Genomic DNA, 26,258 nt, shown 5'->3' with positions numbered 1-26,258 from the left:
TTTCTGAATTATCCGGGTTTTTGGCTTTTTCGGTATTCTATTTTATCGTACTTCAACTTGAAGTGCGGAATGTGGGTTAGAAAGGAGACGACAATTATTTATCAATACACTGTTTGGTTATTTTGTCAATGCGTAAGTCCTATAAATATCTTCTCGATACCAACATTCTGATTTACTACTTCTATGACGAGCCGGAGGTTCAGCCTATATTTGATGAGATTGAAGCTGGAGATGCAGAGGCATTTTACTCTCCGATTAGTTGGGTGGAGTTACTTTGTTACCCGGCATTGACAGAAGAACAAGCGAATGAGATGCGAGAATTTTTGAGGCTTCTTAAGTGCGTATCATTGACAGAATCAGTGTTAGATAGTGCAGCCCATATTCGCCGAGATTATCGCTTAAAACTAGGTGATGGTGTAATTGCCGCCTGTGCTTTAGTTGAGGGATGTGTTTTGGTGACTCGCAATGCTAAGGATTTTAAGCGTGTTAATGGGTTAACTATATTGAATCCATTTGATTAGGTAAAAGAAGGGGCGATCGCACTTTGGGAAAATAAGGGCGATCGCTTTTCCCCGAATCCCGAATTGAGATATAATAAATACCCCGCCAAAAAATCAACGAAATTTAGTGTAAGTTAAGATAGCCTATGTTGACTATTGAACAGATAGAAAATGCGATTCTCCAACTTCCGCCCAACAAGATTGGAGAGTTGTTAGAGTGGTTTCTAAATTTGGATTACCAACGATGGGATGTTCAGTTAGAGAAAGATATTGCTGAGGGTAAACTAGATGCTTTAGCTGCAGAGGCGATCGCAGATTGTGAGAGTGGTAATTATCGAGCGATTTAATGCACTATACGAAGGAGAAAGTTTTGGGAGTGTTACAATGCTTGGTCATCAAATGTACAAGCTACTGCAGATCAGTGTTATGAGTTGCTGAAGGCCGATCCGTCTCATCCTTCTTTGCATTTTAAGAAGGTTGGTAAGTATTGGTCTGTAAGCGCTGGACAGGCTTATCGGGCGTTGGGTGTTGAAATTGAAACAGGTATTTTGTGGTTTTGGATTGGTACTCACGCAGAGTACGATCGGCTGATAGGAAAATAATGCCGGTGGTGAAAAAATACAGGTTGCGATCGCCTACCTGATGACTTAAAATAGAAGAGACATAGAGCTGCGTGGTCAAAATGGACAGAATCTCCGTCAACCCTCAAATTCACTTCGGTAAGCCTTGCATAATGGGTACGCGCATTACTGTACAGAGCGTTCTCGAATTACTAAATGAAGGGCTTTCTTTTGGAGAAATTATCCGAGACTACTATCCCGATCTGGAAATGGATGATATTCGGGCGTGCTTGCGTTATGCGATCGCACTGGTGGCGGCGGTCGATGTGCATTTGGCATTAGCTTAAATTATGAAGTTTCTGATCGATCAAGATGTGTATGCTGTCACCACAAAGTTTTTGATTGATGCAGGACATGATGTAATTGTGGTCGCTCAAATGGGTTTAGCGCAAGCAAGTGATGAAGAAATACTGAGAGTAGCGCAAGCAGAAAATCGTATCCTGGTTACGCGAGACAGAGATTACGGAAATCTTGTTTTTGTGAGGGCGATCGGAACAGGTGTGATTTACCTTCGAGTCTTACCTAAAATGGTGAATGAAGTTCATAAGGAACTAGCAGGAGTTATAGAAAATTACTCTGAAGTAGAACTAAAAGGGGCATTTGTGGTTGTAGAACCTGATGGATATCGGTTTAGAAAACCGCTTAGATAGGGTGTTAATTAGTTTGGTGTTGGAAAGCAAAGGGCGATCGCGCTTTGGGGAAATAAGGGCGATCGTACTTGGGGAAGATAAGGGCGATCGCACTTGGGGGAATAAGGGCGATCGTACTTGGGGAAATAAGGGCGATCGTACTTGGGGAAATAAGGGCGATCGTACTTGGGGAAGATAAGGGCGATCGTATTTGCCTAGCTCCTAAATTGCTATAATGACAATCAGCCCAAAAATCTTAATGAAGAGTCTATGTCTACTTACAGCACGGTACTGACTCAGGTTCTCAAACTTGCACCAGATGAGCAAATGCGACTCATCTCTGAATTGTTTGCACATATTCGTCAACGGGTGATTCCTAAGCCGAAGCGCAGTATTTTAGAATTATCAGGTTTGGGTAAGGAAATTTGGCATGGGATTGATGCTCAAGAATATGTCGATCGGGAAAGAGATTCATGGAATGGATAGCTCAGTTACAGGGACAAGTTGTCGGATTGGATACTGCGCCTCTGATTTACTTTATGGAGCAAAATCCAAAATATCTAGAGATGATGCTGCTTTTCTTTAAATCGTTTAATCGCGGTGATTTTAGGATAGTGACATCAACAGTAACGCTCGTAGAAGTGCTAGTTCATCCCCTGCGACAGAAAAATACTGCCTTGGCTCAAGAATATCGTGAAATATTGATGAATCAAGAAAGTTTAACTGTTGTTGAATTAACTCCAGATATTGCTGAAACAGCGGCACAACTGAGAGCAACTTACAATTTGCGATCGCCCGATTCCATTCAAATGGCTACAGCTATCCGTGAGGGTGCTTCGTTTTTCTTGACAAATGATGCGCGGTTGCCTTCTTTACCGGGGTTAACGGTTTTAGTGTTGGAGAATTTGAGAAGTTGAGGGAGTATTTTTGGATGGGAAGAGAGGGGCGATCGCACTTTGGGAAGATAAGGGCGATCGCACTTTAGGAAGAAACGGGCGATCGGCTTCCTGGTGAAAAAATCCAGGTTGCGATCGCCTACCTGATGACTTAAAATAGAAGAGACATAGAGCTGCGTGGTCAAAATGGACAGAATCTCCGTCAACCCTCAAATTCACTTCGGTAAGCCTTGCATAATGGGTACGCGCATTACTGTACAGAGCGTTCTCGAATTACTAAATGAAGGGCTTTCTTTTGGAGAAATTATCCGAGACTACTATCCCGATCTGGAAATGGATGATATTCGGGCGTGCTTGCGTTATGCGATCGCACTGGTGGCGGCGGTCGATGTGCATTTGGCATTAGCTTAAATTATGAAATTTCTGATTGATCAAGATGTGTATGCTGTCACCACAAAGTTTTTGATTGATGCAGGACATGATGTAATTCTTGTCGCTCAAATGGGTCTAGCGCAAGCAAGTGATGAAGAAATACTGAGAGTAGCGCAAGCAGAAAATCGCATCATGGTTACGCGAGACTGAGATTAGGGAAATCTTGTTTTTGTGAGGGCGATCGGAACAGGTGTGATTTACCTTCGAGTCTTACCTAAAATGGTGAATGAAGTTCACAACGAACTTGCAAAAGTTATAGAAAATTACTCGGAAGTAGAACTAAGAGGGGCATTTGTGGTTGTAGAACCTGATGGATATCGGTTTAGAAAACCGCTTAGATAGGGTATTAATTAGTTTGGTGTGGGAAAGCAAAGGGCGATCGCACTTTGGGAAAATAAGGGCGATCGTACTTGGGGAATATCAGGGCGCTCGTACTTTGGGGAAGATAAGGGCGATCGCTTCCGATTTCACTGTGATCCAGAAATATTAAGGGGTCTTTAGCCTGACCGATGGGATACCATAGTTCACTAGCAGATAGCCTCAATCCACTAATTTAATAATTCGTAAAAATTACTTATTGACAATTAGTTAACTTAGTGATAGGATAACTAAAACAGTTAATTAAAAAATTAATAGTATGAAAGAATTGGGTGTTGCTATTGTATTCATAGGAGTCCCCGTGATTGCTGCTTTTATTGTTGGACTAAGTATGGGATGGTTTCAAGGTATTTTAGGTTTATGATCAAAAAACTATCTTATGTTGGAGTAGCTCTTTTGTGGATTGCTTTATTGTGGTTACTTCCACTTGGTCAAGCCCAAGCTGCTCCTAGCATAGTAGGGAAAACAACTGAATCAATAAGAAGTCAAACTAGGTTCCAAGAAATTTTAGGACCCCTCCCAAGTGAGAAAGTCGATACGGGAGTTGACAAAAAAAGTAATGATAAATATCCGAGGGTAGAAGATTCGGAACCTCATTTTGGATCTTACAATCCTAGTATGATTGAAGATTCTTATTTCACAGGTAACAGGTTAGGTCGTAAAATAGGAAAATTCACAAGAGAAAAAAGTAGTGCATTTTATGATAAGCTTAACTCAAGGTGATGTTCATAACATATTGCTCTTATTTTTAGCTTCAATAGGAGCTGTTTATTTTCTCAAAAACCCCAAAGTTCCCAAGATTAATTTCTCTAACTTTAACAAAGATCCAAATACTTTAGATGATTCAGTGGCTCAAGAAGAATACTCTGACCAAGAAAACAGCAGTTCAGAAATTTTAGAAGTTGCAGAAAAGCAAAAGATTAATACTACTAACCAGTCAGATAAAGAAGAAATATTAAAGATATCATTAGAGACAATTCTTAAAGAGGCATTACCCGTATTTTTGTCTTTGTTGGCAATATATATCTTGTATAAATTTTTTTCCGCCTATCCTCTAACTGATTTTTTATTCTCTCTCTAAACTCTCTGATTGCCGAGTTCACTAGCTCAACTCCCTGGTCAGCTTAATAATAGGGTTGAAGTTGAGGGTGAGGGTAGTCATAGCAATATTTTATCCTTACTTCAACTACGCAAACATCAATCTACCTTTCGGTTGAGGGACAATTCGCCCTAATTCCTGAGCAGTCTCAATCCACTCCTGGCGATCTCTTGAAAATCGGTTTTTATTGGATACGCAGGAACAGGAACAGATAACTTTGTTTAGTTTGAATCCCGTGTTGAAACAGTATGTAAAAACTCAGTCTTCTTAGTCCGCGTAGGCGGACTTTGTTAGTGTAGTTGCGGTTTCAACCGCCGTCTTTATTCGATCGAATTTATTTGATCGTATTTCATAAAGCGGGTAACAAACCCGGATTTAATTTAAGTGCGTGAAGCGAAGCTATCCCGCAGGGAATCGCACCCACTCTCTAAACTCTCTAATTCTCGCATTCTCTCCCTTTTCTGAGTCGAGGCTCATAAACTGTGCGAGTTCTTTGACAGGAAAGGAGGCAAATGCCAAACTGGTTTCGGACTCGACATAACCCGTATCATTTAAAATGTTAATTATTAGTTTCCCCTTCTTCCAAATCCAAACCTCCGGCACTTTAAGTTCCGCATAAACCGCCATTTTATTGATAGATGAGCTAGTCAAATCCATGTCCACAGCTAAGTCTGGGGGCGGGTCATTTTTGAGAGCGATAGTTAACTTTCGCCGCATTAAAGCTTCATTTTGGATATAAAAACATTCATCAGCTTCGTTGCCAGCTTTTTTCGGTTCCGAACGCCAAGTAGATGATTTTAATCCGATAATTTCAATCCCAATTTCCTCAGACAGCGCTACAATTAGCCTACCGAGAGTCCAGCTATACCTCTCATGTTCTGGTAAAGGTACCATGAGTTCTAAAGTTCCCTGATAGTAAGTCATGCGCGGCATTGAACGTTCCGCAAATATTTCTAACAACTGTTCGTAGGTTTCCCAACTGATATCATGTAAAACCAGGTGAGAACCTGCAAGCTCTTCTTTACTGTACGCCAGGGTTTGAACCATTGCAAATACTCCACGAGAACTTTAACCCTATTATAAATGGATCTAATTTAATTAGATCGATCGCCCTTGACCGTATCCAAAACCTGTGTACATTCCCTAAGTCCTAAGATAGACAGTTAGTTACAGAAGTTGTTGAGGCTGACATTTCTGCCAGCCCCATAAATCTTAGAACTATTCTACCCCCTCAATCCGGTCCTCCACCTCCTGATAAAGTTCACGCAAGCGATCCAAATTGTTCTCCGAAGTTTCCCAATAACCCCGGCCATTCACCTCAAGCAAAGTGCTGACAATCTTGCGGAAAGAATGAGGATTTAAGTTAAGCAAACGCTTCTGCATCTCCTCATCTTGGATAAACGTAGTGTTGACATCCTCATACACCCAATTATCCACAGCGCCCGCCGTCGCACTCCATCCAGTCGTATTCACCAGACGCTTAGAAATCTCCCGCACACCTTCATAACCGTGCGACAACATCCCCTCGTACCACTTCGGATTCAGCAGCTTAGTCCGCGAATCTAAACGCACGGTTTCTGATAGCGTCCGCACCTGCGCGTTGGCTGTGGTTGTATCAGCAACAAAAGATGCCGGTTTCTTCCCATCTGCGCGCAAACTGCCGATCAATTTAGTCGGATCAGAGTCGAAATAGTGCGACACGTCGGTTAGGGAAATCTCGGCAGAATCCAAGTTCTGGAATGTGACTTCCGCAGTTTTCAAGGATGATTCAAAAATCTTCCGGTCTTGTTCCATTGTTCCCGGATTGTCGGAAGAAAAGGCGAAGGATTTGCGAGTTAAGTACATTTCCTGCAACTCCGCTTCGCTTTCCCAAGTGCTGTTTTCCACCGCCAAGTTGACGTTAGATGAATAGGAACCAGAAGCATTGGAAAAGACGCGGGTTGCTGCTTGTCGCAGGTTGATTCCCATTTCTTCCGCTTGCTTCAGGGCGTGTTTGCGGACGAAGTTCATCTCTAACGGTTCGTCGGCTTCCGCTGCCATTTTCACCGCTTTATCTAACAAATTCATTTGGTTGATGAACAAGTCGCGGAATACGCCAGAACAGTTAATTACTACGTCGATCCGAGGGCGTCCCAACTCTTCTAAAGAAAGCAATTCGAGTTTGTTTACCCGGCCCAAAGCGTCGGGAACTGGTTTCACTCCCACCATCCACATTACTTGCGCGAGGGATTCGCCGTAAGTCTTGATGTTGTCGGTTCCCCACAACACAACGGCGATGGTTTCTGGGTAATTTCCGCCGTTATCAACGCGCTGTCTTTCTAATAGCCGATCGACCACAACCTTAGCAGACTTAATCGCCCCCGTGGTGGGGATTGACTGCGGATCCAAAGCGTGCATATTCTTCCCAGTCGGCAAAACATCCGGGTTGCGAATCGGATCGCCGCCTGGGCCAGGGATAATGTATTCGCCTTCTAGCGCGCGCAACAAAGCGCCCAATTCGTTATCGGCACAAACTTGCTGCAAGCAGAATTCCAGATACTCAAACAGCGGTTTAATTAGGTCTGGATCGACCTTTTTATAACCCGCTGCGTGTAAGGATTCAATCCAAGGTGTTTTCTTCCCCATGTTGAAGAAATTCAACTTGGAAACCAGGGAAACTCGACCCTCAGCATCGGTTTGTTCCTTCACTAAAGCGGTGACGGCATCCCGACAGGCTAAAGTGATGTTTTGCAGCAATTCAACATCTGCTAAAATGCCTTTGTCATTGTTCGTGTAGATATCGTCAATATTGCGATCGCAACTTTGAGCAATAATCCGCGACAAACTGACTAATCCGTCTTCTTCCCGGTCTAAATTGGCGATGTTAACCAAAGTTGCGATCGCCTCTTCAGCAGTCGGCGGCTTACCGATCACGTGCAAACCGCAAGGTAACAACCGCGACTCAATCTCCATCAACTTGCGGTAAACCAAGCCAACTAAATTATCCCGTTCCTCGGCAGTCATATCCGCAGCAACCCCTCGTTCTTGTTCGGGAGGTAACGCGATATCCTTATCCAAATTCACCAAACGGCATTTTTCGACGATCGCATCCACAATCGGCACACCGCGCCCAGTCTCTTTCAAAGTTTGATAAGAAGCAATTAACTCGCTGAGTTCCTGCAAACCTTTGTACAAACCAGCATTTTCAGCCGGAGGAGTCAGATAGCTGATTGTTTCAGCATAACTGCGGCGCTTAGCAATTGTTGCCTCACTAGGATTATTAGCCGCGTAATAATAGAGGTTAGGAATCTTGCCGATCAAACTGTCAGGATAACAATCGACAGACATTCCCATCTGCTTACCGGGCATGAATTCTAGCGAACCGTGAGTGCCAAAGTGCAGCACCGCATCCGCACCCCAAATGCGCTCCAAATATGTATAGTAAGCAGCAAAACCGTGGTGCGGGCTAGCAGAACGAGAGAATAACAACCGCATCGGATCGCCTTCGTATCCAAAAGTAGGTTGCACTCCGATAAACACATTGCCAAAATGTTTGCCAAAAATCAGCAAATTTTGTCCGTCGCTGTTCAAATGTCCCGGAGGCGGTCCCCAATTTTCTTGCAACCGTTCCGAGTAAGGAGTGAATTCTTCGTATTCAGCTACGGACATCCGGTAAGCAATATTTAATTCGGGACTTTGGTATTGGGCTGTTGCGTCATGGATGACTTCTTGCATCAGTTTTTCGGCGGAATCCGGCAATTCTGGCAAGTCGTAACCGTTACCTTTTAAGGCTTTCAATACTTCGTAAATCGAGCCGAAAACGTCCAAATAAGCGGCTGTTCCGACGTTGCCTTTATCTGGAGGAAAACTGAAAACTGTGATCGCAACTTTCTTATCTAATTTTGGTTTGCGGCGCAGCATTGCCCATTTCATGGCGCGCTGGGAAATCGCTTCAATTCGATCTTGCAGGGCGATCGCCTTGCCAGTTGCGCCATCACGTCCCGACACAATAATCGGTTCGATCGCACCATCCAACTCAGGAATCGCAACTTGCAACGCAACTTGAATCGGGTGCAAGCCTAAATCGCTATCTTCCCATTCTTCTGTCGTTTGGAAAACCAGCGGCAAAGCCACCATGTAAGGGCAATTTAGCTTTTTCAAAGTCTCGATCGCCTTCGGGTGATCTTGTTTCGCCGGGCCGCCCACCAAAGCAAAACCAGTCAGAGAAACCACCGCATCAACAATCGGCAGAGGTGTAACACCTTTTGCCCCGACTTCCAAGAAAAAAGTCTCCACAGGTTTAGAGAAGTCCAAACCGCCGGCAAAAATCGGCACCACCCGCGCCCCCATTGCCTCCAATTCCTGCACCATTGCTACATAGTGCGCGTCATCTCCTGTGACTAAGTGAGTGCGTTGCAACACTAAACCAATGCAAGGTGCGAGGGGATCTTTGAGATCCGCAGAAATATCTGTACGGGCATTAAACCAGTTCAGATATGCTTTTACATCTTCAAACATCGACGATGCCAAAGGATGCCAAATTCCCATGTCTGGGTAGACAACAGGTTCTTGGAAAGTCGGCTGTGACTGGCCTTTGAAGACATATTTATGTGACAGCATCAGCAGGAAGTTTTCCAAGTTTTCTTGGGAACCTCCCAGCCAATACTGGAAACTCAGCATGAAGTTGCGCGCATCTTGCGCTTTGTCGATCGGCAAATATTTCAGCACTTTCGGCAAAGTTTGCAGCAGTTTCAGCATTCCGTCTTGGAAGGAACTCCCGGATTTTTCCTTCCGTTTTTTCATGAATTCGCCGATCGCACTTTTGCTTTGTCCCAACTGTGCCATCGAGAAACTGCCCATTTTATTGAGTCGCATCACCCCTGGCATCGACGGGAAGACGACGGCGACATCCAAGCTGTCGCGCAGCGGTTCCACCGCCGCTACCACTTTTTCTGCCAAATCTTCGATGAAAATTAGAGAAGCAATAAATACATTGGCATCCGCCACATCCCGCTTGAAGGCCTCGTAATTTTCCGGGCTGCGGAGTTCCTCGATCAGGTAGCCGCTGATTTCTATTGCCAGATTCGGATTTTTCTGGTTTATCGATCGAACCGCTGCCGACAGGGCGCTTTGATACTGCGGTTCCAGTACGACATAGACCACCTTCATTAGCGATCGCCCCTGCAAGTTTTCCGGCACGACATGGCGAATGGTGGGCTTGACGTGAGTGAACATCCGGTTAGGCTCCTTTAAGATGCTGTTTTCGGGAATCGGGAATTTTTTTATCCCATAAGCATTTTTACCAGAAAACGCTTGCCATTAGGCGATTTGAGCCTGCACATGACACAATTCGACAAATTTATGCCAACTTTTCGTTACATTTTTTTATAAATTCCTTGAGCAAATACTCCAATTTTAATTTACAAAAATTTACTTGACTTTAATCATGTTGTGTGTATAGGATTAAGGAGTTGAATAAAAATAATTAAAAATTAACCAACGATTGAGAAAAAAATCCTGAAAAAAGTTCCAACTTTTGTAGAATAGATAAAACTTGCGATCGCTCAATTAACTGAGGAAAAAAAATCATAAATTCGGCAGAATCGATCCTTCTCTAATTGCTGAGTTCGCAAAATAGATATGTTCCCAGTAATTTAAAACCCTTTCATAACGTCTGTTTTGTGTAAATTCCTGATCGGCGATCGAGTTCATGGAAAACTAATTGCTATAAACTCTCAAACTCATCAAAACTTTAGGGGGAAACATGGCTAACTACGCAATTTTCGACGAACAATACTACCTCGCCTCATATCCTTGGGTCAAACCAGCCATTGATGCCGGAGTCATCAAATCCGGGAGAGAACACTTTGAAAAATTCGGGCGAGAAGGCGGTCTAACTAAAGTATCGCGGTATTTTGACGAAGCTACTTACCTTGAGAAAAATCCAGACCTCGCACCCTTTGTCCGCACAGTCAACCCAAACGCACCTTTTGCGACCGGCCTCGATCACTTTATCCAGTTCGGTTACGATGAAGGACAGCGCCGCACCCAAGTATCGCCTGAGTACAACGAAGATTTTTATTTAGCAAATAACTCAGAGTTGCGCTCGTTTATCGGCCCGAATGGACCTTTCAAATCAGGATACCAGCATTTCATTCAATTCGGGGCCAAAGAAGGTCGTTTTGGGACTTCATTTTTTGAACCGGAATACTTAAAGAAAAACCCCGACATTGTACCGTTTGTCAACTCGGGAGCCCTGACAACTGGTCGGGAACACTACTTCAATTTCGGGAAAAACGAGCCAAGCCGCGACGCAACTTTTGTTGGTAGCCGAAGCAACGATATTCTCACTGGTGTTGGTGTGGGGAATACCGAACTGATTGGAGTGGAAGTAGGTATCGATCGCAACGGCAACCGACAGTATGAAAGCTTTGGCACCAATGAGTTCGATGTCCTGATTGGCAGTCCGGGAGCTGATAGATTCGTACTCGGAGTTCCTGCTACAGCCGGGAATGTCACCCCGACACCGCTGTATTTGGGTAACGGTCAAGCTACGATTCGCAACTTCGACATACAAAGCGATTTTATCCAACTGCAAGGAACTTCTTTAAACGGCTACAGTCTGACTCCGGTTGGCAACAATTTGTCGATCCAGCGTTTTGGAGATGTGCTCGGCGTGATTGAAGGAGGAGCAACCTTGGGTTTAACTTTCCAAGAATCTAACGGTAACGGTACTTTCTTGATTGGTTAGTCCTTCGTCATTGGTCATTGGTCATTGGTCATTAGTCATTAGTCATTAGTCATTAGCTCATGCTGATGATTAATGATTTTTTATTGGTGGTGGGCGATGGTTCTATAAAAAAGTACGATCGTACTTTACATTATTAAAACAGCAACGATGAATTACGATATCTTCGACGAACAATACTACATTTCGCAATATCCGTGGCTGAAACCAGCCATTGATGCAGGAATCATCAAATCTGGAAGAGAACACTTTGAAAAGTTTGGTCAAGCCGCCGGTCTCACAAAAATATCGCGGTATTTTGACGAAGATACTTACCTGGCCGGCAATCCAGATATCGCACCCTTCGTCCGCACTCCCAACAATCCAAATGCGCCTTTTGCTACAGGCTTAGACCACTTTATCCAATACGGTTACGAAGAGGGTCGCACGCGAGTATCGCCTGACTACGACGAAGCATTTTACTTAAGAAGATATCCCGTACTGGCTCCGTTTGTAGAGAACGGAACTTTTAAATCAGGATTTGAGCACTTTGTCAAATTCGGAGCGAAAGAAGGTCTTGATGCGAACACCTTTTTTGAACAACAATACTTGCTAGACAACCCGCCTGTAGCAGCAGCAGTTAAGGCGGGAGATTTCCAAACAGGCGGAGAACACTACCGAAAATTCGGGCAATTTGAACCAGATCGCACTGCGACTTTTTTCGGAACTTCCGGCAATGATATCCTTACTGGTTTCGGGGTGGGAAATGTGGAATTAATTGGAGTTGAAGTAGGTGTAGATATTAACGGCAACCGACAGTATAAAAGTCAGGGAATCGATGAATTCGATACTCTCATTGGCGGTAGCGGTAGCGATACATTCGTGTTGGGTCGTACATTCCTAACTACGACAAATAGAGGGCAATTATTGAGCGTCGATCAAGGGTTATACCAGGGACCAGGTTGGGCTACAATTCAGAACTTTACTAAAGGTCAAGATCGCATTCAGTTAACATTTGGCTATCAATACAGTATATTTCCGATCAACAATAATCGAGATTTAGCAATCCAAGTCAGTTCTGACACGATCGCTGTAATTGAAGGCGGTGGAAATCTGAGCTTGAATCGATTGCCAGTATTTGGTGAATTGAGAACTTTATTCGGCTAGAAATATCGAACCGATTAATTAGTCGGTGTTGATTTTGTTTGTGGCGATCGCACATTCGCAAAAAGGGCGATCGCACTGTTGTGTTTGCCATAAAAATAATAAAAAAGGATTAACAATAATTAACTTGACATAGTGAGTTCGTAGAGTTAGTTGTGGGTCAAGTTTAACCGACAAGTAAGCAGACTAAGCTTGGAGAAATAATTATGACAAATTATGACATTTTTGACGAACCATACTACCTGGCGCAATATCCTTGGGTCAAACCAGCCATTGATGCAGGAATTATAAAATCCGGCAGAGAACACTTTGAAAAGTTCGGTCAAGCCGGGGGCCTGACCAAAGTATCGCGTTACTTTGACGAAGAAACCTATCTATCTCAAAATCCAGATATTGCTCCACTGGTTCGCACCCCAAACAATCCAAACGCGCCTTTTGCCTCTGGTTTAGACCAATTTATTCAGTTGGGCTACGAACAGGGTCGCACTCGCGTCTCGCCTGAGTACAACGAAGATTTTTATTTAGCAAATAACCGACAGTTGCGAGCGTTAATAGGGCCCAATGCAGCTTTCAAATCAGGATACCAGCATTTCGTTCAATTCGGAGCCAAAGAGGGTCGTTTTGGGACTTCATTTTTTGAACCGGAATACTTAAAAGAAAACCCCGACATTGTGCCGTTTATCAATTCGGGAGCCTTGAGAACTGGTCGGGAACACTACTTCAATTTCGGGAAAAACGAGCCAAACCGATCTGCTACTTTTGTTGGGAGCAGCAGCAATGATATTGTCACTGGTGTTGGCGTGGGGAATACCGAACTGATTGGAGTGGAAGTCGGTATCGATCCCCAAGGCAACCGCAGCTACGAAAGCTACGGCATCAATGAATTCGATGTCCTGATTGGCGGCCCGGGGTCAGATACCTTCGTACTGGGATATTCTGTTCCTTTTGCCGGAAGTCCCACCGGCACTGCTTCCTTCACACTGTATCCCTTGGACGGTCAAGCTACGATTCGGAACTTCGACATAGCCAGCGATTTTATCCAACTGCAAGGCGGTGGCAGCAATCCTTTAAGTCTTTACGATCTGATTCCCATTGGCAATAATTTGTCAATCCAACGTTCTGGACTTGGAGTTGTGATCGGCATAATTGAAGGAGGAGCAAGTTTGAATTTGACTTTCCAAGAATCTAACGGTGACGGAACATTCTTAATTGGTTAGTCATGAGTCATGAGTCATCAGTCATTAGTCATTAGACATTAGCTAATGGTGATGATTGATGACCTTTGATTAGTTGTGGGCGATCGTGCACTGAAAAAGTTCGCTCGTACTTTACTTTAAACAGCAAACTATGAATTATGACATTTTTGACGAACCATACTACCTTGCCCAATATCCTTGGGTGAAACCTGCTATTGATGCAGGAATTATAAAATCCGGCAGAGAACACTTTGAAAAGTTCGGTCAAGCCGCCGGCTTGACCAAAGTATCGCGTTACTTTGACGAAGAAACCTATCTAGCTCAAAATCCAGATATTGCTCCCTTTGTTCGCACCCCAAACAATCCAAACGCGCCTTTTGCGTCTGGCGTCGATCAGTTTATTCAGTTTGGCTACGAAGAAGGCCGCACCCGCGTATCGCCTGAGTACAACGAAGATTTTTATTTAGCAAATAACCAAGAAGTGCTACCATTTGTTCAGAACGGAACTTTCAAAAATGGCTACCAGCACTTCATCAAATTCGGAAATAAAGAGGGCAGATTTGCGACTTTTTTTTGGGAACGGAATTACTTAATCAACAACCCCGACATCGCGCCGTTTGTCAACTCAGGAGCCTTGAAAACTGGTCGAGAACATTATTTCAAATTTGGGCAATTTGAGCAGGGGCGCTCTGCTACTTTTGTCGGAAGCCCCGGCAATGATATCCTCACAGGCGTTGGTGTGGGGAATGTCAGATTAATTGGAGTTGAAGTAGACTACAGGGTGAGTGAAAGTGACGGCAGCAACGAATTCGATACTCTGATTGGCGGTACCGGTCGCGATACATTCGTGTTGGGGGAAACAATACTAAGCCGTAGACTGAGTATTGTTGATGTTAAAACTTTCTACATTGGGCAGGGTTTTGCTACTATTCGGAACTTTACCCAAGGTCAGGATACAATCGAACTCAGAGGATCTTTCTTAGATGACTACATTCTGGTTCCCACCAACAATAATCGAGATTTAGCAATCCAAAGGAAGGGCAAGCCCTTCGATCAAAATGGAGTTAACCAAACCAGCCCCGGTGACACGATCGCTGTAATTGAAGGTGGCGGAAATCTCAAATTGAATCTATTACCAGAATCTCATTTTTTGGAACCTTTACTTGGATAGAAATCTCGAAGATATTCGGGATTTGCCTGATTCCTGCTTTCGGCGCGATAATTAATTGTACTCTCAAGAAACCGGGTTTATCGCATAAACCCGGTTGCTAACTCTTTAATGGCGATCGCGCGCTAGCTTCAAAACCTCAACCGCATCTTTGTGACCTTCCGAAGACGCCCAAATTAACGCAGTCCAAGTATTATTATCATACGCTTTGATATCAGCTCCTTTATCGATTAAAAATTCCACAACTTGAGTGCGCCCGCTACCTGCAGCACTCATCAAAGCCGTCAAACCAAAATTAGTTTTAGCATTCACATCCGCCCCCGCCTCCAGCAAAAGCTGTACAATCTCGCTATGTCCGGCAGCAGCGGCACTCATTAACGGCGTCCACCCGTCATTGTCGTGACTGTTGATATCCGCACCTGCAGCCAGCAATTTGTTGACGATCGCCGAATTGCCAGCCTCAGCCGCAGCCGTCAAAGCCGTCGCGCCTTCCTCATCTTTGGCATTGATATCTGCACACTGTTCGATCGCACTTTCTACAGCCGCAACATCACCCGTCTTGACGGCATTAATTAAATCTGTCATAAAATCTCCGTTGCATCCTCTCAAATCTTAAATCCTATGGCAGTAGATATTTTAATCCTCTCCAACGGCCCCGGAGAATTGGCAACTTGGGTGCGTCCCGCCGTGCAAGCTTTGCGCGAGCAATTGGCAAATGCGGGCACTCAAGCGCGAATCTCTGTGGTGCTGTCCCCCTGTCCGCACGCCACCGGGAAAGAAGCACAAATCGCTTGTTCCTACCCAGAAGTTGACAGAGTGCAAGCACCGGAGCATTTTTTTCCATTCTTATTGTCGGGCAAAACTGCTCAAAATTGGGATTGGTATGAAACAGGAGTTGTTTTGTTTTTAGGCGGCGATCAATTTTTTACGGTTGTTATTGGCAAAAGACTCAAATATCGCACTGTTATTTATGCTGAATGGGACGCGCGGTGGTATCGCTGGATTGATAAATTTGCGGCGATGAAACCACAAGTTTTTGCTAAAATTCCCCAAAAATATGCTAATAAATTTACAGTTGTCGGAGATTTGATCGCGGAAGTAGGGAACGGGAACTCGGGCAGGGCGGGCACGGGGACACCGCCCCTACGGACAATAGAATTAATTGGATTGTTGCCCGGTTCTAAAGCGGCCAAATTAGCTTTAGGTGTACCGTTATGTTTGTCGATCGCCCAATCCATCCATCGCCTCCGCCCTCAAACTCGCTTTGTAATTCCCGTTGCTCCTACCTTAGATGTGCAAACTCTAGCAGGTTTTGCCGACCCAAAACAAAATCCTTGCCTGCATTTATTTGAGAACGCTAGCGCCGAACTTCAGTTAACAGAACGGCCGTTTTTGCAGACAGCAAATGGCTTACAAGTAGAACTTTGGACGCAGACACCCGCTTACGATTTGCTATCAGAATGCAGCCTGTGTTTAACTACTGTGGGAGCGAATACTGCTGAATTGGGTTCGTTAGCTGTACCGATGATTGTTTTGATTCCGACGCAGCAATTGGATGCGATGAAAGCCTGGGATGGTTTGCCGGGTTTGCTGGCAAATTTGCCGTTAGTCGGTTCAGTTTTTGCGACGGTGATTAATTGGCTTATCTGGCAATTGGGAAAGGGAAAGCTTTATGCTTGGCCGAATATTTGGGCACAGGAGGAGATTGTGCCGGAGTTGATTGGGAAGCTGGAACCAGAAGTAATTGCTCAATTGGCGATCGACTATTTGAGCCATCCTGATAAATTAGCACAGATGGGCGATCGTTTGCGTGCGGTTCGAGGAGAATCGGGGGCAGCGAAAAAACTTGCTGAATTGGTTTGTGAAGAAATTGAGGTGCAATAATCAATAAAACCTGGTAGGGGCGGGTTCACCAACAATCTCTGACTGTAATTCATAATCTAAATAAACCCGCCCCCGCCCAACGGTAAATCTCAATCTGCATTATTCCAGTATTTTATAAATAAAGGTTGATACAGGCTATTAGTTGGGTGGGGGCGGGTTTTTGAGATTGTCGGTTTTTGGCAATTATTGTTGGTGAACCCGCCCCTACAGGAACTTAACCTCGATTTCAATTTAACTTCACTGACTGACAGAGCCTTTCCCGAAAAACTTAGGCGGTGCTGCCATAGTGTAAACTTCGGTTTCAGCGGCAATTACCTGCCGTAAGTGACCGGGAAGCTGCATCAACCCCAACAGTGTAATTCCGTCGAACATCCGCAACCCGCCTGTTGTTTTCTCGGCAAGTAATTTGTCAGTAACTGCCGGTTCGGGTCGCGTATTTATTTCTTGATTAGAAGCTATGGCAAAACCCCAAGGAGCTCCGTAAGTAGAAATAAAGCTGGTGCAGGATTGAACATTGGAGAAAACAGATTTCAGGGTATTTACAATTCGAGCGTGCATTTTCATTTCTGCCGGAGAAACGGGGCCCGCTTGCACTACGAAATATCCGTTAGGTGACATTACGCTGCGAACTTTCTCAAAATACTCCTTGGTAAACAACTGGAAAGATGGGCCTTCTTCAATGGGATCGGACAAGTCAGAAATGACAATATCCCAATCTTTGTCAGTTTTATCTAAATAGTCCAAAGCATCGCCGATTACTACTTCGCAGCGGGGGTCGTCAAAGGCATTTTGGTGCATTTCGGGCAGGTGTTCGCGACAAGCTTCTACTACTTCGCCGTCAATGTCGATCATCACGACTTTTTCAACTGTTTTCCAGCGCAGCACTTCTCTAATTGTAGCTCCTTCTCCGCCGCCGAGAACGAGGACTTTTTTGGGTGAACCGTGACAAATCATGGCTGGGTGTACCAGGGGTTCGTGGTACAGAAACTCGTCGCCTGTACAAGATTGCCACTTACCGTCCAAAACTAAGCCTTTGCCGTAAGTACCGGTCTGAACTACGTACATTTCTTGATAGGCAGTTTTTTTGTAAGCGAGCACCGCGATGACGCCGTGAACGTAAATATCCCAAGGGGTAATGTACTCGCTCATCCAAAAGTCTGCACGAACTTCGCTACCTGACATCAATTACTCTCCAAATATAAACTGCTGTGTCGATGTTGTCACAAGTAGTAGTTATTAGCACAAAATGGTGCGGGTGTGTGAGTACGATCGACACATTAAAGTGAGATTTCTCAGCAATGGTATAGTGTGATTGCGTTCTGGGATAGAGCAAGTGGCTTGGTACTTGAGATTGCTTGTGGGCGATCCCGCGCCCAGTCGAGATCACTTTTCCCGTCGCCCCCACTCGATCGCAGTCACATTTAATATTTTGGCCCGCAAAGCCAGCGGGTTTTGTACAAATGTTGTCTGAATCGGGCAATTTTTCGCGCTGGGCCCGCCTTTATAAGTTGGCGATCGGCCTGCTTATTTATCAATAATCGGATGAAAACCCCGCACATGGAAGAGCGGGGAATAAAAGTAGCGATCGGTTTTAACCAGACTTGTTATTAATAACTTGACATTGAGAATCTATATTAGATAAGATTTTTAGACCTAGCAAAATAAAGGAAGTGTTAAATTCTTCTGACCAAATTGCCGAGGCGATGTGCGACGAAATTATCACTAGGTAAAGGGTGCAACTAAATTTCCTAATAAAACTGTTCTGACACTATTTTTAGGTTCACAATAATAGCCGATGGAACCAACTGACTGGGAAAACAGAATCAAAGAGCTGGAAAATGAAAATGGAATCCTGCGGGACAAACTAGAAACTTCGGAAACCGAACGCAGCCAATTAGAAGCCCTTAATCAAAAACAAGAATTTTTGCTAAAAATAGTCACTGAGGAATTTAGAGATTCGGAAAATATTTTAAAAGCAAAAATGTCTACACTAGAACAAGCTCTCTTAAACCAGCAAACAATGCAGCTAAAGTTGATCGAAGCCGAAAAAATGTCGGCTTTAGGAATTTTGGTAGCTGGTATCGCCCACGAGATCAACAATCCCGTCAACTTCATCTACGGCAATATTACCTATGTCAATGATTACGCTGGCGACATTTTAACATTGCTAGCAATGTACCAGGATCGGTATCCCGAAACAGATGCAGAGATTGAAGCTTTTCTGGAAAAAATTGACATAGACTTTTTGCGCGAAGATTTGTTGAAAACTCTTTCGTCAATGAAAGTGGGTTCCGAGCGCATCCGCGAAATAGTGCTGACTTTACGCAACTTTGCGCGGGTAGATGAAGGTGAAAAGAAACCAGTTAACATTCACGAAGGAATTGACAGCACCTTGTTAATTTTGCAGCATTTAACTAAACAAAAGCCCGGTCATTCCGCTATTAATCTTATTAAAAATTATGGGGATTTACCCAAGGTAGAGTGTTATGCTGGGCAATTAAACCAGGTGTTTATGAACATCATTAATAATGCTGTTGATGCCCTGCGAGAGCGAGAGCAAAAGTCTTCACAGGAGGAGATAGAAGCAAACCCTATCCAGATGAGCATTACTACTTCTATTATTTCCGGAAATTGGGCAAAAATTAGCATCAAAGATAATGGTATGGGAATGAATGAATCTGTAAAAGCGAAAATTTTCGATCCGTTTTTTACCACTAAACAAGTTGGTCACGGGACGGGTTTAGGATTGTCAATTAGCTATCAGATTGTTGTGGACAAACACGGCGGGAGGTTGGAGTGCATCTCCGCAATTGGAGAAGGGACTGAATTCGCGATCGAGATTCCGATCGCCAATTCCCGCAGCTAAGAGCGATCGATCGAGCTAAACTGAGGGATAATGAAAACTCCCTTTGACCGCGGCTCCTCCTAGTTTGATGTGCAACCCTATGTCTACTGTCACTTTTGGTTTGTCAACCCCTATAGCGGCAGAGGCCGGGGCATCCTACGGCAGCAGCGAACCGCCACAGCGCCCCACCGTGCAAGCAGAGTGGATCGAGGTATTGGTGGACTCTCCTTTCAGGGTTGCGGGGGACTCCCCAGGGGAGGAAAACAAGTTATTTACCTATCGTTTACCTGCGGAACTTACCGTGCAACCAGGGGATATCTTGAGTGTACCCTTTGGCAGTCAACAGGTAGGGGCGATCGCAATTCGGTTCATTTCTCAACTGCCGCCCGACTTAGATCCGGCGCGGGTTAAAGATGTCGAAGATGTTGTCAGTGCGGGTTTTTTCCCGCCTAATTACTGGGAATTGCTCGATCGCACTGCCACCTATTATTGCACACCATTAATTCAAGTAATTAGAGCCTCACTGCCGCCCGGTTTGTTAAGCCGTTCCGTGCGCCGAATTCGCTTAATTAAGGACGCAATTTCTCCGAATGCCGAAACATTTCTTAATCCCGCCGCTAGTCAAATTTTGCAATTGCTGCAAGCTCAAAAAAACGGCGATTACACTTGGCAATACCTCCAGCGCCAAGTTAAGGGAAGTTATCGGGGATTGAAAGATTTATTGAAACGCGGTTGGGTAGAAAGTTATTTAGAACCTCCCAATCCTCCCAAACCACAACTCAAACCGGCAGTGACATTAATTGCTAGTGCATTTGTCACAGATTTAACCAAGCGGCAACAAGAAGTATTGGAAGTTTTGCGGCGCGGCGGCGGTGAAATGTGGATGAACGATTTGCTGAGAATTTGCAGCGCGAGTTCTTCTGTTGTCAAAAATTTGGAACAAAAAGGTAGCGTTGTAATTGACCAAAGGGAAGTGCTCAGGGGCGATCGCGGAATTTCTCAATTGCCCGATGCACCGAAGACTTTAACTCATTTTCAAGCTCAAGCCTTAGCGTTTATTAACTCTTTTTCTGGATTTCGTCAAGTGCTGCTGCACGGCGTTACAGGTTCCGGGAAAACCGAAGTGTATTTGCAGGCGATCGCCCCCATCTTAGCCAGCGGCAAATCCGCCCTCGTACTCGTTCCCGAAATCGGTTTGACGCCACAACTTACCGATCGATTCCGAGCCCGTTTTGGCGAGCAAATTTGCGTGTACCACAGCGCCCTATCCGACGGCGAACGTTACGATACATGGCGTCAGATGCTGACTGGAACGCCGCAAATTGTCATCGGCACGCGATCGGCCATTTTTGCGCCTTTACCTCACCTCGGCTTAATTATCCTCGATGAAGAACACGACAGCAGCTTCAAACAAGACCAACCAGCCCCCTGCTACCACGCCCGCACCGTTGCCAAATGGCGCGCCGAATTAGAAAATTGTCCCTTAATTTTAGGTTCCGCAACGCCAGCTTTAGAGACTTTTGTCGGGACGCGCCGAGATTATTACTCATTACCAACTATCCATTATTTATCATTGCCCGATCGCATTTATTCCCGCCCGATGCCGCCTGTGGAAGTAGTCGATATGCGCCAAGAATTGCGGCAAGGAAACCGCTCAATTTTTAGTGCTTCCCTGCAAAACGCACTGGAACAATTGCAAGCAAGACAACAGCAAGGTATCCTGTTTATTCACAGAAGAGGACACAGTACCTTTGTCTCTTGTCGAAGTTGCGGCTATGTGATGGAATGCCCGAATTGCGATGTTTCCCTGTCTTATCACCACGTCGGCGAAGGAACAGCAGAAGTGTTGCGGTGTCACTACTGCAACCACACGGAACGACACCCCCAAAACTGCCCAGAATGCAGTTCTCCTTACTTCAAAAACTTTGGTAGTGGCACTCAGCGAGTCGAACAGGAATTAACGAGATTGTTTCCAGAATTGCGGGCTATTCGGTTTGACAGCGATACGACTAGAAATAAGGGCGACCACCGCAGATTGTTAACGCAATTTGCCAATGGGGAAGCTGACATTTTGTTGGGTACGCAAATGCTGACGAAAGGGTTAGATTTAGCTGGAGTAACATTGGTGGGAGTTGTGTCTGCTGACGGGTTGCTAAACTTATCCGATTATCGGGCCAGCGAACGAGCTTTTCAAACATTAACTCAAGTCGCTGGCCGTGCGGGCAGAGGCGACGATCCGGGGCGGGTAATTATTCAAACTTACACTCCCGAACATCGGGTTATTCAAGCAGTTAGGCGGCACGAATATGCAGGTTTTGTGGAAACAGAATTAGCAGAAAGAGCGGCGCTGAATTATCCACCTTCGGGGCGGCTGGTATTGTTGCGGTTAAGCAGTGCAGATGCAGCGGAAGTGGCGGTGACGGCGGTACAATTGGCGTCTGTTTGTCAGGAGTATATTCAGCGATTGTCTGTACCGGGGTGTGAGTTGTTGGGGCCTGCACCGGCGGCGATTATGCGGGTGGCAAATCGCTATCGCTGGCAGATTTTGCTGAAGTTGCCTTTGGATGAGTCGGTGGATTTGTCGGATTTGATCGGATTGCGCGATCGCACGCCGCGTTCTGTTAGTTTAACTATTGATGTCGATCCGTTGAATTTTGGTTGATTGGTGGGGCTACAGGCCATTGTAGGGGCGGGTTTCACCCACCATCTAAGTCGGAAATCAACAATATAATAAACCCGTTCCCACGAACACGACAAATCCGAATCTACATTTTTTGAATTCGATCGAACATCAGGTTAATCTGGGTTATTTGTTGGGTGGGGGCGGGTTTTTATAGATTGTTTGTGAGCCTCAAATATTGTTGGTAAAACCCGCCCCTACGATGGCCTGTAGGGGCGGGTTTCACCAACCATCTCTGCCATAAACCAACAATATAATAAACCCGCCCCCCCAACGACAAATCCAAATGAACCGATTCGTAGGGGCGGGTTTCACCAACCATCTCTGTCATAAACCAACAATATAATAAACCCGCCCCCTACATTTTTGGGATGATCTCAAACATCAGGTTAATCTGGGTTATTTGTTGGGTGGGGGCGGGTTTTTATAGATTGTTTGTCAGCCTCAAATATTGTTGGTAAAACCCGCCCCTACAGGCCTAATAAATTATCGGAATTTATTCACGAAAATCATCCCAAATCGAGAGATTTGTAGGGGCGGGTTTCACCAATAATAATTGCCTAAAATCCATAATCTCGTAAACCCGCCCCCACCCAAAGGTAAATCGCAATCTACCTCTTTCAAGGTACAAAGGGCGGGTTTACAATATTTTTGGTTTTTAAATCAAAATCTTGGCGAACCCGCCCTTACGGGCCTAATAAATTATCGGAAATCAAACAATCTCGATCGACTCACACCTACCAACTAAGGCAAATCAGTGCTCCCCATCAGATAAAGGTCGCACTCCCGGGCCACGCCGCGCCCTTCATTAATCGCCCAAACCACCAAACTTTGTCCCCGGCGACAGTCACCAGCCGCGAAAACTCCCGGAATGCTGGTTGTATATTTTTCGTGCTCGGCTTTCACGTTGCTGCGGGCGTCCCGTTCCAATCCCAAGTCATCCAGCAAGGGCTGTTCCGGGCCGAGGAAGCCCATCGCTAGCAACACAAGCTGTGCGGGCAACACTTTTTCGGTGCCGGGGATGTGGTTCGGAATGAACTGCCCTTTCTCGTTTTTAGCCCACTCCACCTCAACGGTGTGCACAGCTTTGACATTGCCGTTTTCGTCGCCCTCGAACTTCGTCGCCGTGGTGAGATAGCCGCGGGGGTCGTCGCCGAATTTTGCTGCGGCTTCTTCTTGGCCGTAGTCGAGACGGTAGACTTTTGGCCATTCCGGCCAGGGATTGTTGGTCGCCCGTTCCGAGGGCGGTTTGGGCAGGATTTCTAGCTGTACCAGGCTTTTGCAGCCGTGGCGGATGGAGGTGCCCACGCAGTCGGTACCGGTGTCGCCACCGCCGATGATCACGATATCTTTGCCTTCGGCGGAGATGAAGTTATCGTTGGTGCTCTTGTCTAAAACTGCTTTGGTGTTCGCAGTTAAAAAGTCCATTGCGAAGTGGATGCCTTTTAATTCCCGGCCGGGGATGCCCAAGTCGCGGGGTTTGGTGGCGCCGGTACAGAGCACAACGGAGTCGTATTCTTTTAGCAGTTGTTCTGCTGGTAAGTCTTTGCCGACTTCGGTGTTGCAGACGAATGTCACGCCTTCGTCTTCGAGGACTTTCAGGCGGCGCATTACGACTTGTTCTTTGTCTAGCTTCATGTTGGGGATGCCATACATTAGCAGGCCGCCGGGTCGATCGGCTCTTTCGTATACTGTTACCCAATGACCGGCTTTATTTAGTTGCGCGGCGGCGGACAAACCGGCGGGCCCGGAACCGATGACGGCGATTTTTTTGCCGGTGCGTTTGGCGGGTGGTTCGGCAGTAACCCAGCCTTCATCCCAGCCTTTGTCGATAATTGCGGCTTCGATGTTTTTAATAGTCACCGGCGGGTTGTTGATGCCGAGCACGCAAGCGCCTTCGCAGGGGGCGGGACAGACGCGGCCGGTGAATTCCGGGAAGTTGTTCGTTTTGTGGAGTCTGTCTAGGGCTTCTTTCCACAGTCCGCGATATACTAGGTCGTTCCATTCGGGGATGAGGTTGTTAATCGGGCAGCCGCTTGCCATGCCGCTGATAATTGTGCCCGTGTGGCAAAACGGAATGCCGCAATCCATGCAGCGCGCGCCTTGGGTGCGGAGTTTGTCCTCCTCCATCGGTAGGTGAAATTCGTCCCAGTTGTGGACTCTCTCGACTGGTGAGAGTTCGGAGGGCAGTTCGCGCAAGAATTCGATAAAGCCTGTTGGTTTTCCCATAGTGGTGTTCTGGTTAGAATTTACTATTCTGGTAGTTTGTCAAAGCTGAAGCCTGTATGCTTATGAACTAACTATTGTCATATAAATTGTGGGCGATCGCACCTCAGATTGAGCAATTTGTACATGAAATCTTTAATATCGCCGGGAGTCGGGGAATTGTTGGCTGCGGTAAAATATAGATACATCGACAGCAAAGAAACCGGGTTTTTTACGGAGATTAAAGGTTTTAAAGGTGATGATGCAGTATTTTCGTCCATCGGGAGCATCTCACCTTTGCAGCCCTCCGCTAGAAATTGGAGTTTTGAGGCAGGAGGCAGGAGGCAGGAGGCAGAAGGAAAGAGGCAGAAGGAAGGAGCCAGAAGGAAGGAGCCAGAAGAAGTATTTTTACAAATATGAGATGCTCCCCGTCCATCAAACCCGGTTTCTACGTAATTTCCGCATGGCTTATTCTCCGACGATCGCATTTACCGATAATCCCACATCGGGAAACCCTCGCGGCTTAACTCGGACGGCCCGCCAGCGTCAACTTTCAAGCGCCGTTCCCATCAGGAGGGCTCGAAATACAATACAAAAAGTTACAGGCCTTGCCAAATATTAATTTCAGGATATACTACTGTAAATCGGTCAGATATATGGAGTTAATACCGTCAACTCCTAAAATAGGTACACAAAGTCATGAGCATTACAATTGAGAACGTATCGAAACACTTCGGCTCCTTCCACGCCATTGACAACGTGAGTTTGAAAATAAACAACGGCTCTCTAGTCGCGCTGTTGGGGCCTTCCGGTTCGGGGAAATCGACTCTGCTGAGGATGATTGCGGGACTCGAACCGCCAGACAGCGGTCATATTTACTTGATCGGCGAGGATGCTACTCAGCAGTCGGTGCAGGAACGGCATATCGGTTTTGTGTTTCAGCACTACGCTTTATTCAAACACATGAGTATTAGGAAAAATATTGCTTTTGCGATGGAAATTCGCAAAGTTCCTAAAAACTCTATTAGCAAGCGGGTTGATGAACTTTTGGATTTAGTGCAGTTGACAGGTTTGGGCGATCGCTATCCTTCGCAACTTTCCGGCGGCCAGCGACAGCGGGTGGCTTTGGCGAGAGCTCTAGCAGTTCAACCAAAAGTGCTACTGCTAGACGAACCTTTTGGAGCATTAGATGCTAAAGTCCGCAAAGAATTGCGATCGTGGCTGCACAACCTTCACAAAGAAGTTAACATCACCACAGTTTTTGTGACTCACGACCAAGAAGAAGCTATGGAAGTAGCCGATGAAATTGTGGTGATGAACAAAGGTAGAGTCGAACAAGTTGGCACTCCTGCTGAAATTTATGACAAACCGGCATCAGCTTTTGTGATGAGTTTTATTGGGCCGGTCAATGTGCTGTCGAATGCTGCAGGTTTGTTCGCCAGCAACGCCACAACGGCTCGGAATAATGGAGCAGCTCATTCGGACGTAGTGTTTTTGCGCCCCCACGACGTGGAAATTAAAACTAAGCCGGAGTCGGGTTTTTCATTAGCAAAAGTCAGTCGCATCATTCATTTAGGGCGGGAAATACAAACCGAGTTAGTGTTAGAATCCGAGCAGGTAGTAACAGCTTACGTGAGTCGCGAGCGCTTCGATTCTCTACAGTTAAAGCGAGATCAGCAAGTTTACGTCAAGCCCAAACACGCGATGACTTTCCCTGCTTATTCAATTTAAATCAGCGGCTGCATCTTACTCAAAATACTATTGGGGAGCTTCTACAAAACACTGCTGCCACATCGTTACCAGGCTCGTGCCTGGTAATGCTGTCTCGTGGCTCTAAATCGGAGGCAGAGCCTCCT

Annotated in this window: 29 protein-coding genes; 22 read left to right on the top strand and 7 right to left on the bottom strand. The window is 45.6% G+C overall.

Features of this window, described 5'->3' with window-relative positions:
• The first annotated feature begins 128 nt into the window (after positions 1-128).
• The 13 genes from QUA16_RS08505 (at position 129) to QUA16_RS08445 (ending at position 4,536) form a co-directional block, all read left to right on the top strand.
• Positions 129-521, top strand: a complete 393-nt coding sequence (locus QUA16_RS08505; RefSeq protein ID WP_333102752.1) for a type II toxin-antitoxin system VapC family toxin — start codon at positions 129-131, stop codon at positions 519-521.
• 125 nt (positions 522-646) lie between these two features.
• Positions 647-847, top strand: coding sequence for a hypothetical protein (locus tag QUA16_RS08500; RefSeq protein ID WP_333102751.1), 201 nt, complete (start codon positions 647-649; stop codon positions 845-847).
• An 84-nt stretch (positions 848-931) separates the two neighbouring features.
• Positions 932-1,102, top strand: a complete 171-nt coding sequence (locus QUA16_RS08495) for a hypothetical protein (protein ID WP_333102750.1) — start codon at positions 932-934, stop codon at positions 1,100-1,102.
• An 80-nt stretch (positions 1,103-1,182) separates the two neighbouring features.
• Positions 1,183-1,407: a DUF433 domain-containing protein gene (locus QUA16_RS08490; protein WP_333102744.1), complete on the top strand. Its 225-nt coding sequence runs from the start codon at positions 1,183-1,185 to the stop codon at positions 1,405-1,407.
• Positions 1,408-1,410: 3 nt separating this feature from the next.
• Positions 1,411-1,770, top strand: coding sequence for a DUF5615 family PIN-like protein (locus QUA16_RS08485; protein ID WP_333102749.1), 360 nt, complete (start codon positions 1,411-1,413; stop codon positions 1,768-1,770).
• Positions 1,739-1,948, top strand: coding sequence for a hypothetical protein (locus QUA16_RS08480; RefSeq protein WP_333102748.1), 210 nt, complete (start codon positions 1,739-1,741; stop codon positions 1,946-1,948). Before QUA16_RS08485 ends, QUA16_RS08480 begins: the two co-directional genes overlap by 32 nt.
• A 71-nt stretch (positions 1,949-2,019) precedes the next feature.
• Positions 2,020-2,235 carry a hypothetical protein gene (locus QUA16_RS08475; protein WP_333102747.1) on the top strand — a complete coding sequence of 72 codons (216 nt, stop codon included), beginning with the start codon at positions 2,020-2,022 and terminating at the stop codon, positions 2,233-2,235.
• Positions 2,223-2,666, top strand: a complete 444-nt coding sequence (locus tag QUA16_RS08470; protein WP_333102745.1) for a PIN domain-containing protein — start codon at positions 2,223-2,225, stop codon at positions 2,664-2,666. Before QUA16_RS08475 ends, QUA16_RS08470 begins: the two co-directional genes overlap by 13 nt.
• A 165-nt stretch (positions 2,667-2,831) precedes the next feature.
• A complete protein-coding gene (locus QUA16_RS08465) occupies positions 2,832-3,056 on the top strand; it encodes a DUF433 domain-containing protein (protein WP_333102744.1) in 225 nt (74 codons plus the stop codon).
• 3 nt (positions 3,057-3,059) lie between these two features.
• Positions 3,060-3,227, top strand: coding sequence for a DUF5615 family PIN-like protein (locus QUA16_RS08460; protein WP_333102743.1), 168 nt, complete (start codon positions 3,060-3,062; stop codon positions 3,225-3,227).
• 160 nt (positions 3,228-3,387) lie between these two features.
• Positions 3,388-3,567 (top strand): hypothetical protein, encoded by a 180-nt coding sequence (locus QUA16_RS08455; protein ID WP_333102742.1) that lies wholly within the window; start codon positions 3,388-3,390, stop codon positions 3,565-3,567.
• Positions 3,568-3,815: 248 nt separating this feature from the next.
• Positions 3,816-4,178, top strand: coding sequence for a hypothetical protein (locus QUA16_RS08450; protein ID WP_333102741.1), 363 nt, complete (start codon positions 3,816-3,818; stop codon positions 4,176-4,178).
• Positions 4,156-4,536, top strand: coding sequence for a hypothetical protein (locus tag QUA16_RS08445; RefSeq protein ID WP_333102740.1), 381 nt, complete (start codon positions 4,156-4,158; stop codon positions 4,534-4,536). The genes QUA16_RS08450 and QUA16_RS08445 overlap by 23 nt, the downstream gene beginning before the upstream one ends.
• 417 nt (positions 4,537-4,953) lie before the next feature.
• On the opposite strand, the gene QUA16_RS08440 is transcribed toward QUA16_RS08445, so the two are convergent.
• Positions 4,954-5,601, bottom strand: coding sequence for a Uma2 family endonuclease (locus tag QUA16_RS08440; protein ID WP_333102739.1), 648 nt, complete (start codon positions 5,599-5,601; stop codon positions 4,954-4,956).
• A gap of 171 nt (positions 5,602-5,772) precedes the next feature.
• The gene (locus QUA16_RS08435; RefSeq protein ID WP_333102738.1) at positions 5,773-9,768 is read right to left on the bottom strand and encodes a magnesium chelatase subunit H; all 3,996 of its coding nucleotides are present in this window, start codon (positions 9,766-9,768) and stop codon (positions 5,773-5,775) included.
• 529 nt (positions 9,769-10,297) lie between these two features.
• Between QUA16_RS08435 and QUA16_RS08430 the strand changes: the two genes are divergently transcribed.
• The 4 genes from QUA16_RS08430 (at position 10,298) to QUA16_RS08415 (ending at position 14,791) form a co-directional block, all read left to right on the top strand.
• Positions 10,298-11,284, top strand: coding sequence for a calcium-binding protein (locus QUA16_RS08430; protein WP_333102737.1), 987 nt, complete (start codon positions 10,298-10,300; stop codon positions 11,282-11,284).
• A 147-nt stretch (positions 11,285-11,431) separates the two neighbouring features.
• Positions 11,432-12,427, top strand: coding sequence for a calcium-binding protein (locus QUA16_RS08425; RefSeq protein WP_333102736.1), 996 nt, complete (start codon positions 11,432-11,434; stop codon positions 12,425-12,427).
• A gap of 203 nt (positions 12,428-12,630) precedes the next feature.
• Positions 12,631-13,641 (top strand): calcium-binding protein, encoded by a 1,011-nt coding sequence (locus tag QUA16_RS08420; protein WP_333102735.1) that lies wholly within the window; start codon positions 12,631-12,633, stop codon positions 13,639-13,641.
• 130 nt (positions 13,642-13,771) lie between these two features.
• Positions 13,772-14,791 carry a calcium-binding protein gene (locus QUA16_RS08415; protein WP_333102734.1) on the top strand — a complete coding sequence of 340 codons (1,020 nt, stop codon included), beginning with the start codon at positions 13,772-13,774 and terminating at the stop codon, positions 14,789-14,791.
• A gap of 105 nt (positions 14,792-14,896) precedes the next feature.
• Here QUA16_RS08415 and QUA16_RS08410 read toward each other — a convergent pair whose 3' ends face one another.
• Positions 14,897-15,373, bottom strand: coding sequence for an ankyrin repeat domain-containing protein (locus tag QUA16_RS08410; RefSeq protein WP_333102733.1), 477 nt, complete (start codon positions 15,371-15,373; stop codon positions 14,897-14,899).
• 36 nt (positions 15,374-15,409) lie between these two features.
• On the opposite strand from QUA16_RS08410, the gene QUA16_RS08405 reads away from it, so the two are divergent.
• Complete coding sequence (locus tag QUA16_RS08405; protein ID WP_333102732.1) at positions 15,410-16,672, top strand: lipid-A-disaccharide synthase; 1,263 nt, start codon at positions 15,410-15,412, stop codon at positions 16,670-16,672.
• Positions 16,673-16,909: 237 nt separating this feature from the next.
• Here QUA16_RS08405 and QUA16_RS08400 read toward each other — a convergent pair whose 3' ends face one another.
• Positions 16,910-17,854 (bottom strand): fused MFS/spermidine synthase, encoded by a 945-nt coding sequence (locus tag QUA16_RS08400; protein WP_333102731.1) that lies wholly within the window; start codon positions 17,852-17,854, stop codon positions 16,910-16,912.
• Positions 17,844-18,152, bottom strand: a complete 309-nt coding sequence (locus QUA16_RS08395; protein ID WP_333102730.1) for a hypothetical protein — start codon at positions 18,150-18,152, stop codon at positions 17,844-17,846. The genes QUA16_RS08400 and QUA16_RS08395 overlap by 11 nt, the downstream gene beginning before the upstream one ends.
• A 315-nt stretch (positions 18,153-18,467) precedes the next feature.
• On the opposite strand from QUA16_RS08395, the gene QUA16_RS08390 reads away from it, so the two are divergent.
• Positions 18,468-19,538 (top strand): ATP-binding protein, encoded by a 1,071-nt coding sequence (locus QUA16_RS08390; RefSeq protein WP_333102729.1) that lies wholly within the window; start codon positions 18,468-18,470, stop codon positions 19,536-19,538.
• A gap of 79 nt (positions 19,539-19,617) precedes the next feature.
• A complete protein-coding gene (priA, locus tag QUA16_RS08385) occupies positions 19,618-22,179 on the top strand; it encodes a primosomal protein N' (RefSeq protein ID WP_333102728.1) in 2,562 nt (853 codons plus the stop codon).
• Between the two features lie 762 nt (positions 22,180-22,941).
• Here priA and gltD read toward each other — a convergent pair.
• Positions 22,942-24,426: a glutamate synthase small subunit gene (gene gltD / locus QUA16_RS08380; protein WP_333102727.1), complete on the bottom strand. Its 1,485-nt coding sequence runs from the start codon at positions 24,424-24,426 to the stop codon at positions 22,942-22,944.
• A 77-nt stretch (positions 24,427-24,503) separates the two neighbouring features.
• Positions 24,504-24,683, bottom strand: a complete 180-nt coding sequence (locus QUA16_RS08375) for a hypothetical protein (protein WP_333181094.1) — start codon at positions 24,681-24,683, stop codon at positions 24,504-24,506.
• On the opposite strand from QUA16_RS08375, the gene QUA16_RS08370 reads away from it, so the two are divergent.
• Positions 24,662-25,024 carry a hypothetical protein gene (locus tag QUA16_RS08370; protein ID WP_333181092.1) on the top strand — a complete coding sequence of 121 codons (363 nt, stop codon included), beginning with the start codon at positions 24,662-24,664 and terminating at the stop codon, positions 25,022-25,024. The genes QUA16_RS08375 and QUA16_RS08370 overlap by 22 nt on opposite strands.
• Before the next feature lie 77 nt (positions 25,025-25,101).
• Entirely contained in the window at positions 25,102-26,133 is a 1,032-nt protein-coding gene (locus QUA16_RS08365; RefSeq protein ID WP_333102724.1) for a sulfate/molybdate ABC transporter ATP-binding protein, read from the top strand.
• The last annotated feature ends 125 nt before the right edge of the window (positions 26,134-26,258 follow it).

It is taken from the genome of Microcoleus sp. S13_C3, assembly GCF_036700905.1.
GTDB lineage: Bacteria > Cyanobacteriota > Cyanobacteriia > Cyanobacteriales > Microcoleaceae > Microcoleus.
This window is presented reverse-complemented; position numbering and strand designations above follow the sequence as displayed.

Bases quoted from the DNA above. Each gene is read 5' to 3' on its own strand.
- QUA16_RS08435 (WP_333102738.1), bottom strand. From the start codon at position 9,768: ATGTTCACTCACGTCAAGCCCACCATTCGCCATGTCGTGCCGGAAAAC.
- QUA16_RS08370 (WP_333181092.1), top strand. From the start codon at position 24,662: ATGATGCAGTATTTTCGTCCATCGGGAGCATCTCACCTTTGCAGCCCT.
- QUA16_RS08415 (WP_333102734.1), top strand. From the start codon at position 13,772: ATGAATTATGACATTTTTGACGAACCATACTACCTTGCCCAATATCCT.
- QUA16_RS08390 (WP_333102729.1), top strand. From the start codon at position 18,468: ATGGAACCAACTGACTGGGAAAACAGAATCAAAGAGCTGGAAAATGAA.
- QUA16_RS08400 (WP_333102731.1), bottom strand. From the start codon at position 17,854: ATGTCAGGTAGCGAAGTTCGTGCAGACTTTTGGATGAGCGAGTACATT.
- gltD (WP_333102727.1), bottom strand. From the start codon at position 24,426: ATGGGAAAACCAACAGGCTTTATCGAATTCTTGCGCGAACTGCCCTCC.
- QUA16_RS08485 (WP_333102749.1), top strand. From the start codon at position 1,411: ATGAAGTTTCTGATCGATCAAGATGTGTATGCTGTCACCACAAAGTTT.
- QUA16_RS08460 (WP_333102743.1), top strand. From the start codon at position 3,060: ATGAAATTTCTGATTGATCAAGATGTGTATGCTGTCACCACAAAGTTT.
- QUA16_RS08410 (WP_333102733.1), bottom strand. From the start codon at position 15,373: ATGACAGATTTAATTAATGCCGTCAAGACGGGTGATGTTGCGGCTGTA.
- QUA16_RS08505 (WP_333102752.1), top strand. From the start codon at position 129: ATGCGTAAGTCCTATAAATATCTTCTCGATACCAACATTCTGATTTAC.
- QUA16_RS08445 (WP_333102740.1), top strand. From the start codon at position 4,156: ATGATAAGCTTAACTCAAGGTGATGTTCATAACATATTGCTCTTATTT.
- QUA16_RS08480 (WP_333102748.1), top strand. From the start codon at position 1,739: ATGGATATCGGTTTAGAAAACCGCTTAGATAGGGTGTTAATTAGTTTG.
- QUA16_RS08420 (WP_333102735.1), top strand. From the start codon at position 12,631: ATGACAAATTATGACATTTTTGACGAACCATACTACCTGGCGCAATAT.
- QUA16_RS08465 (WP_333102744.1), top strand. From the start codon at position 2,832: ATGGACAGAATCTCCGTCAACCCTCAAATTCACTTCGGTAAGCCTTGC.
- QUA16_RS08475 (WP_333102747.1), top strand. From the start codon at position 2,020: ATGTCTACTTACAGCACGGTACTGACTCAGGTTCTCAAACTTGCACCA.
- QUA16_RS08405 (WP_333102732.1), top strand. From the start codon at position 15,410: ATGGCAGTAGATATTTTAATCCTCTCCAACGGCCCCGGAGAATTGGCA.
- QUA16_RS08425 (WP_333102736.1), top strand. From the start codon at position 11,432: ATGAATTACGATATCTTCGACGAACAATACTACATTTCGCAATATCCG.
- QUA16_RS08375 (WP_333181094.1), bottom strand. From the start codon at position 24,683: ATGGACGAAAATACTGCATCATCACCTTTAAAACCTTTAATCTCCGTA.
- QUA16_RS08365 (WP_333102724.1), top strand. From the start codon at position 25,102: ATGAGCATTACAATTGAGAACGTATCGAAACACTTCGGCTCCTTCCAC.
- QUA16_RS08430 (WP_333102737.1), top strand. From the start codon at position 10,298: ATGGCTAACTACGCAATTTTCGACGAACAATACTACCTCGCCTCATAT.
- QUA16_RS08500 (WP_333102751.1), top strand. From the start codon at position 647: ATGTTGACTATTGAACAGATAGAAAATGCGATTCTCCAACTTCCGCCC.
- priA (WP_333102728.1), top strand. From the start codon at position 19,618: ATGTCTACTGTCACTTTTGGTTTGTCAACCCCTATAGCGGCAGAGGCC.
- QUA16_RS08450 (WP_333102741.1), top strand. From the start codon at position 3,816: ATGATCAAAAAACTATCTTATGTTGGAGTAGCTCTTTTGTGGATTGCT.
- QUA16_RS08455 (WP_333102742.1), top strand. From the start codon at position 3,388: ATGGATATCGGTTTAGAAAACCGCTTAGATAGGGTATTAATTAGTTTG.
- QUA16_RS08470 (WP_333102745.1), top strand. From the start codon at position 2,223: ATGGAATGGATAGCTCAGTTACAGGGACAAGTTGTCGGATTGGATACT.
- QUA16_RS08490 (WP_333102744.1), top strand. From the start codon at position 1,183: ATGGACAGAATCTCCGTCAACCCTCAAATTCACTTCGGTAAGCCTTGC.
- QUA16_RS08440 (WP_333102739.1), bottom strand. From the start codon at position 5,601: ATGGTTCAAACCCTGGCGTACAGTAAAGAAGAGCTTGCAGGTTCTCAC.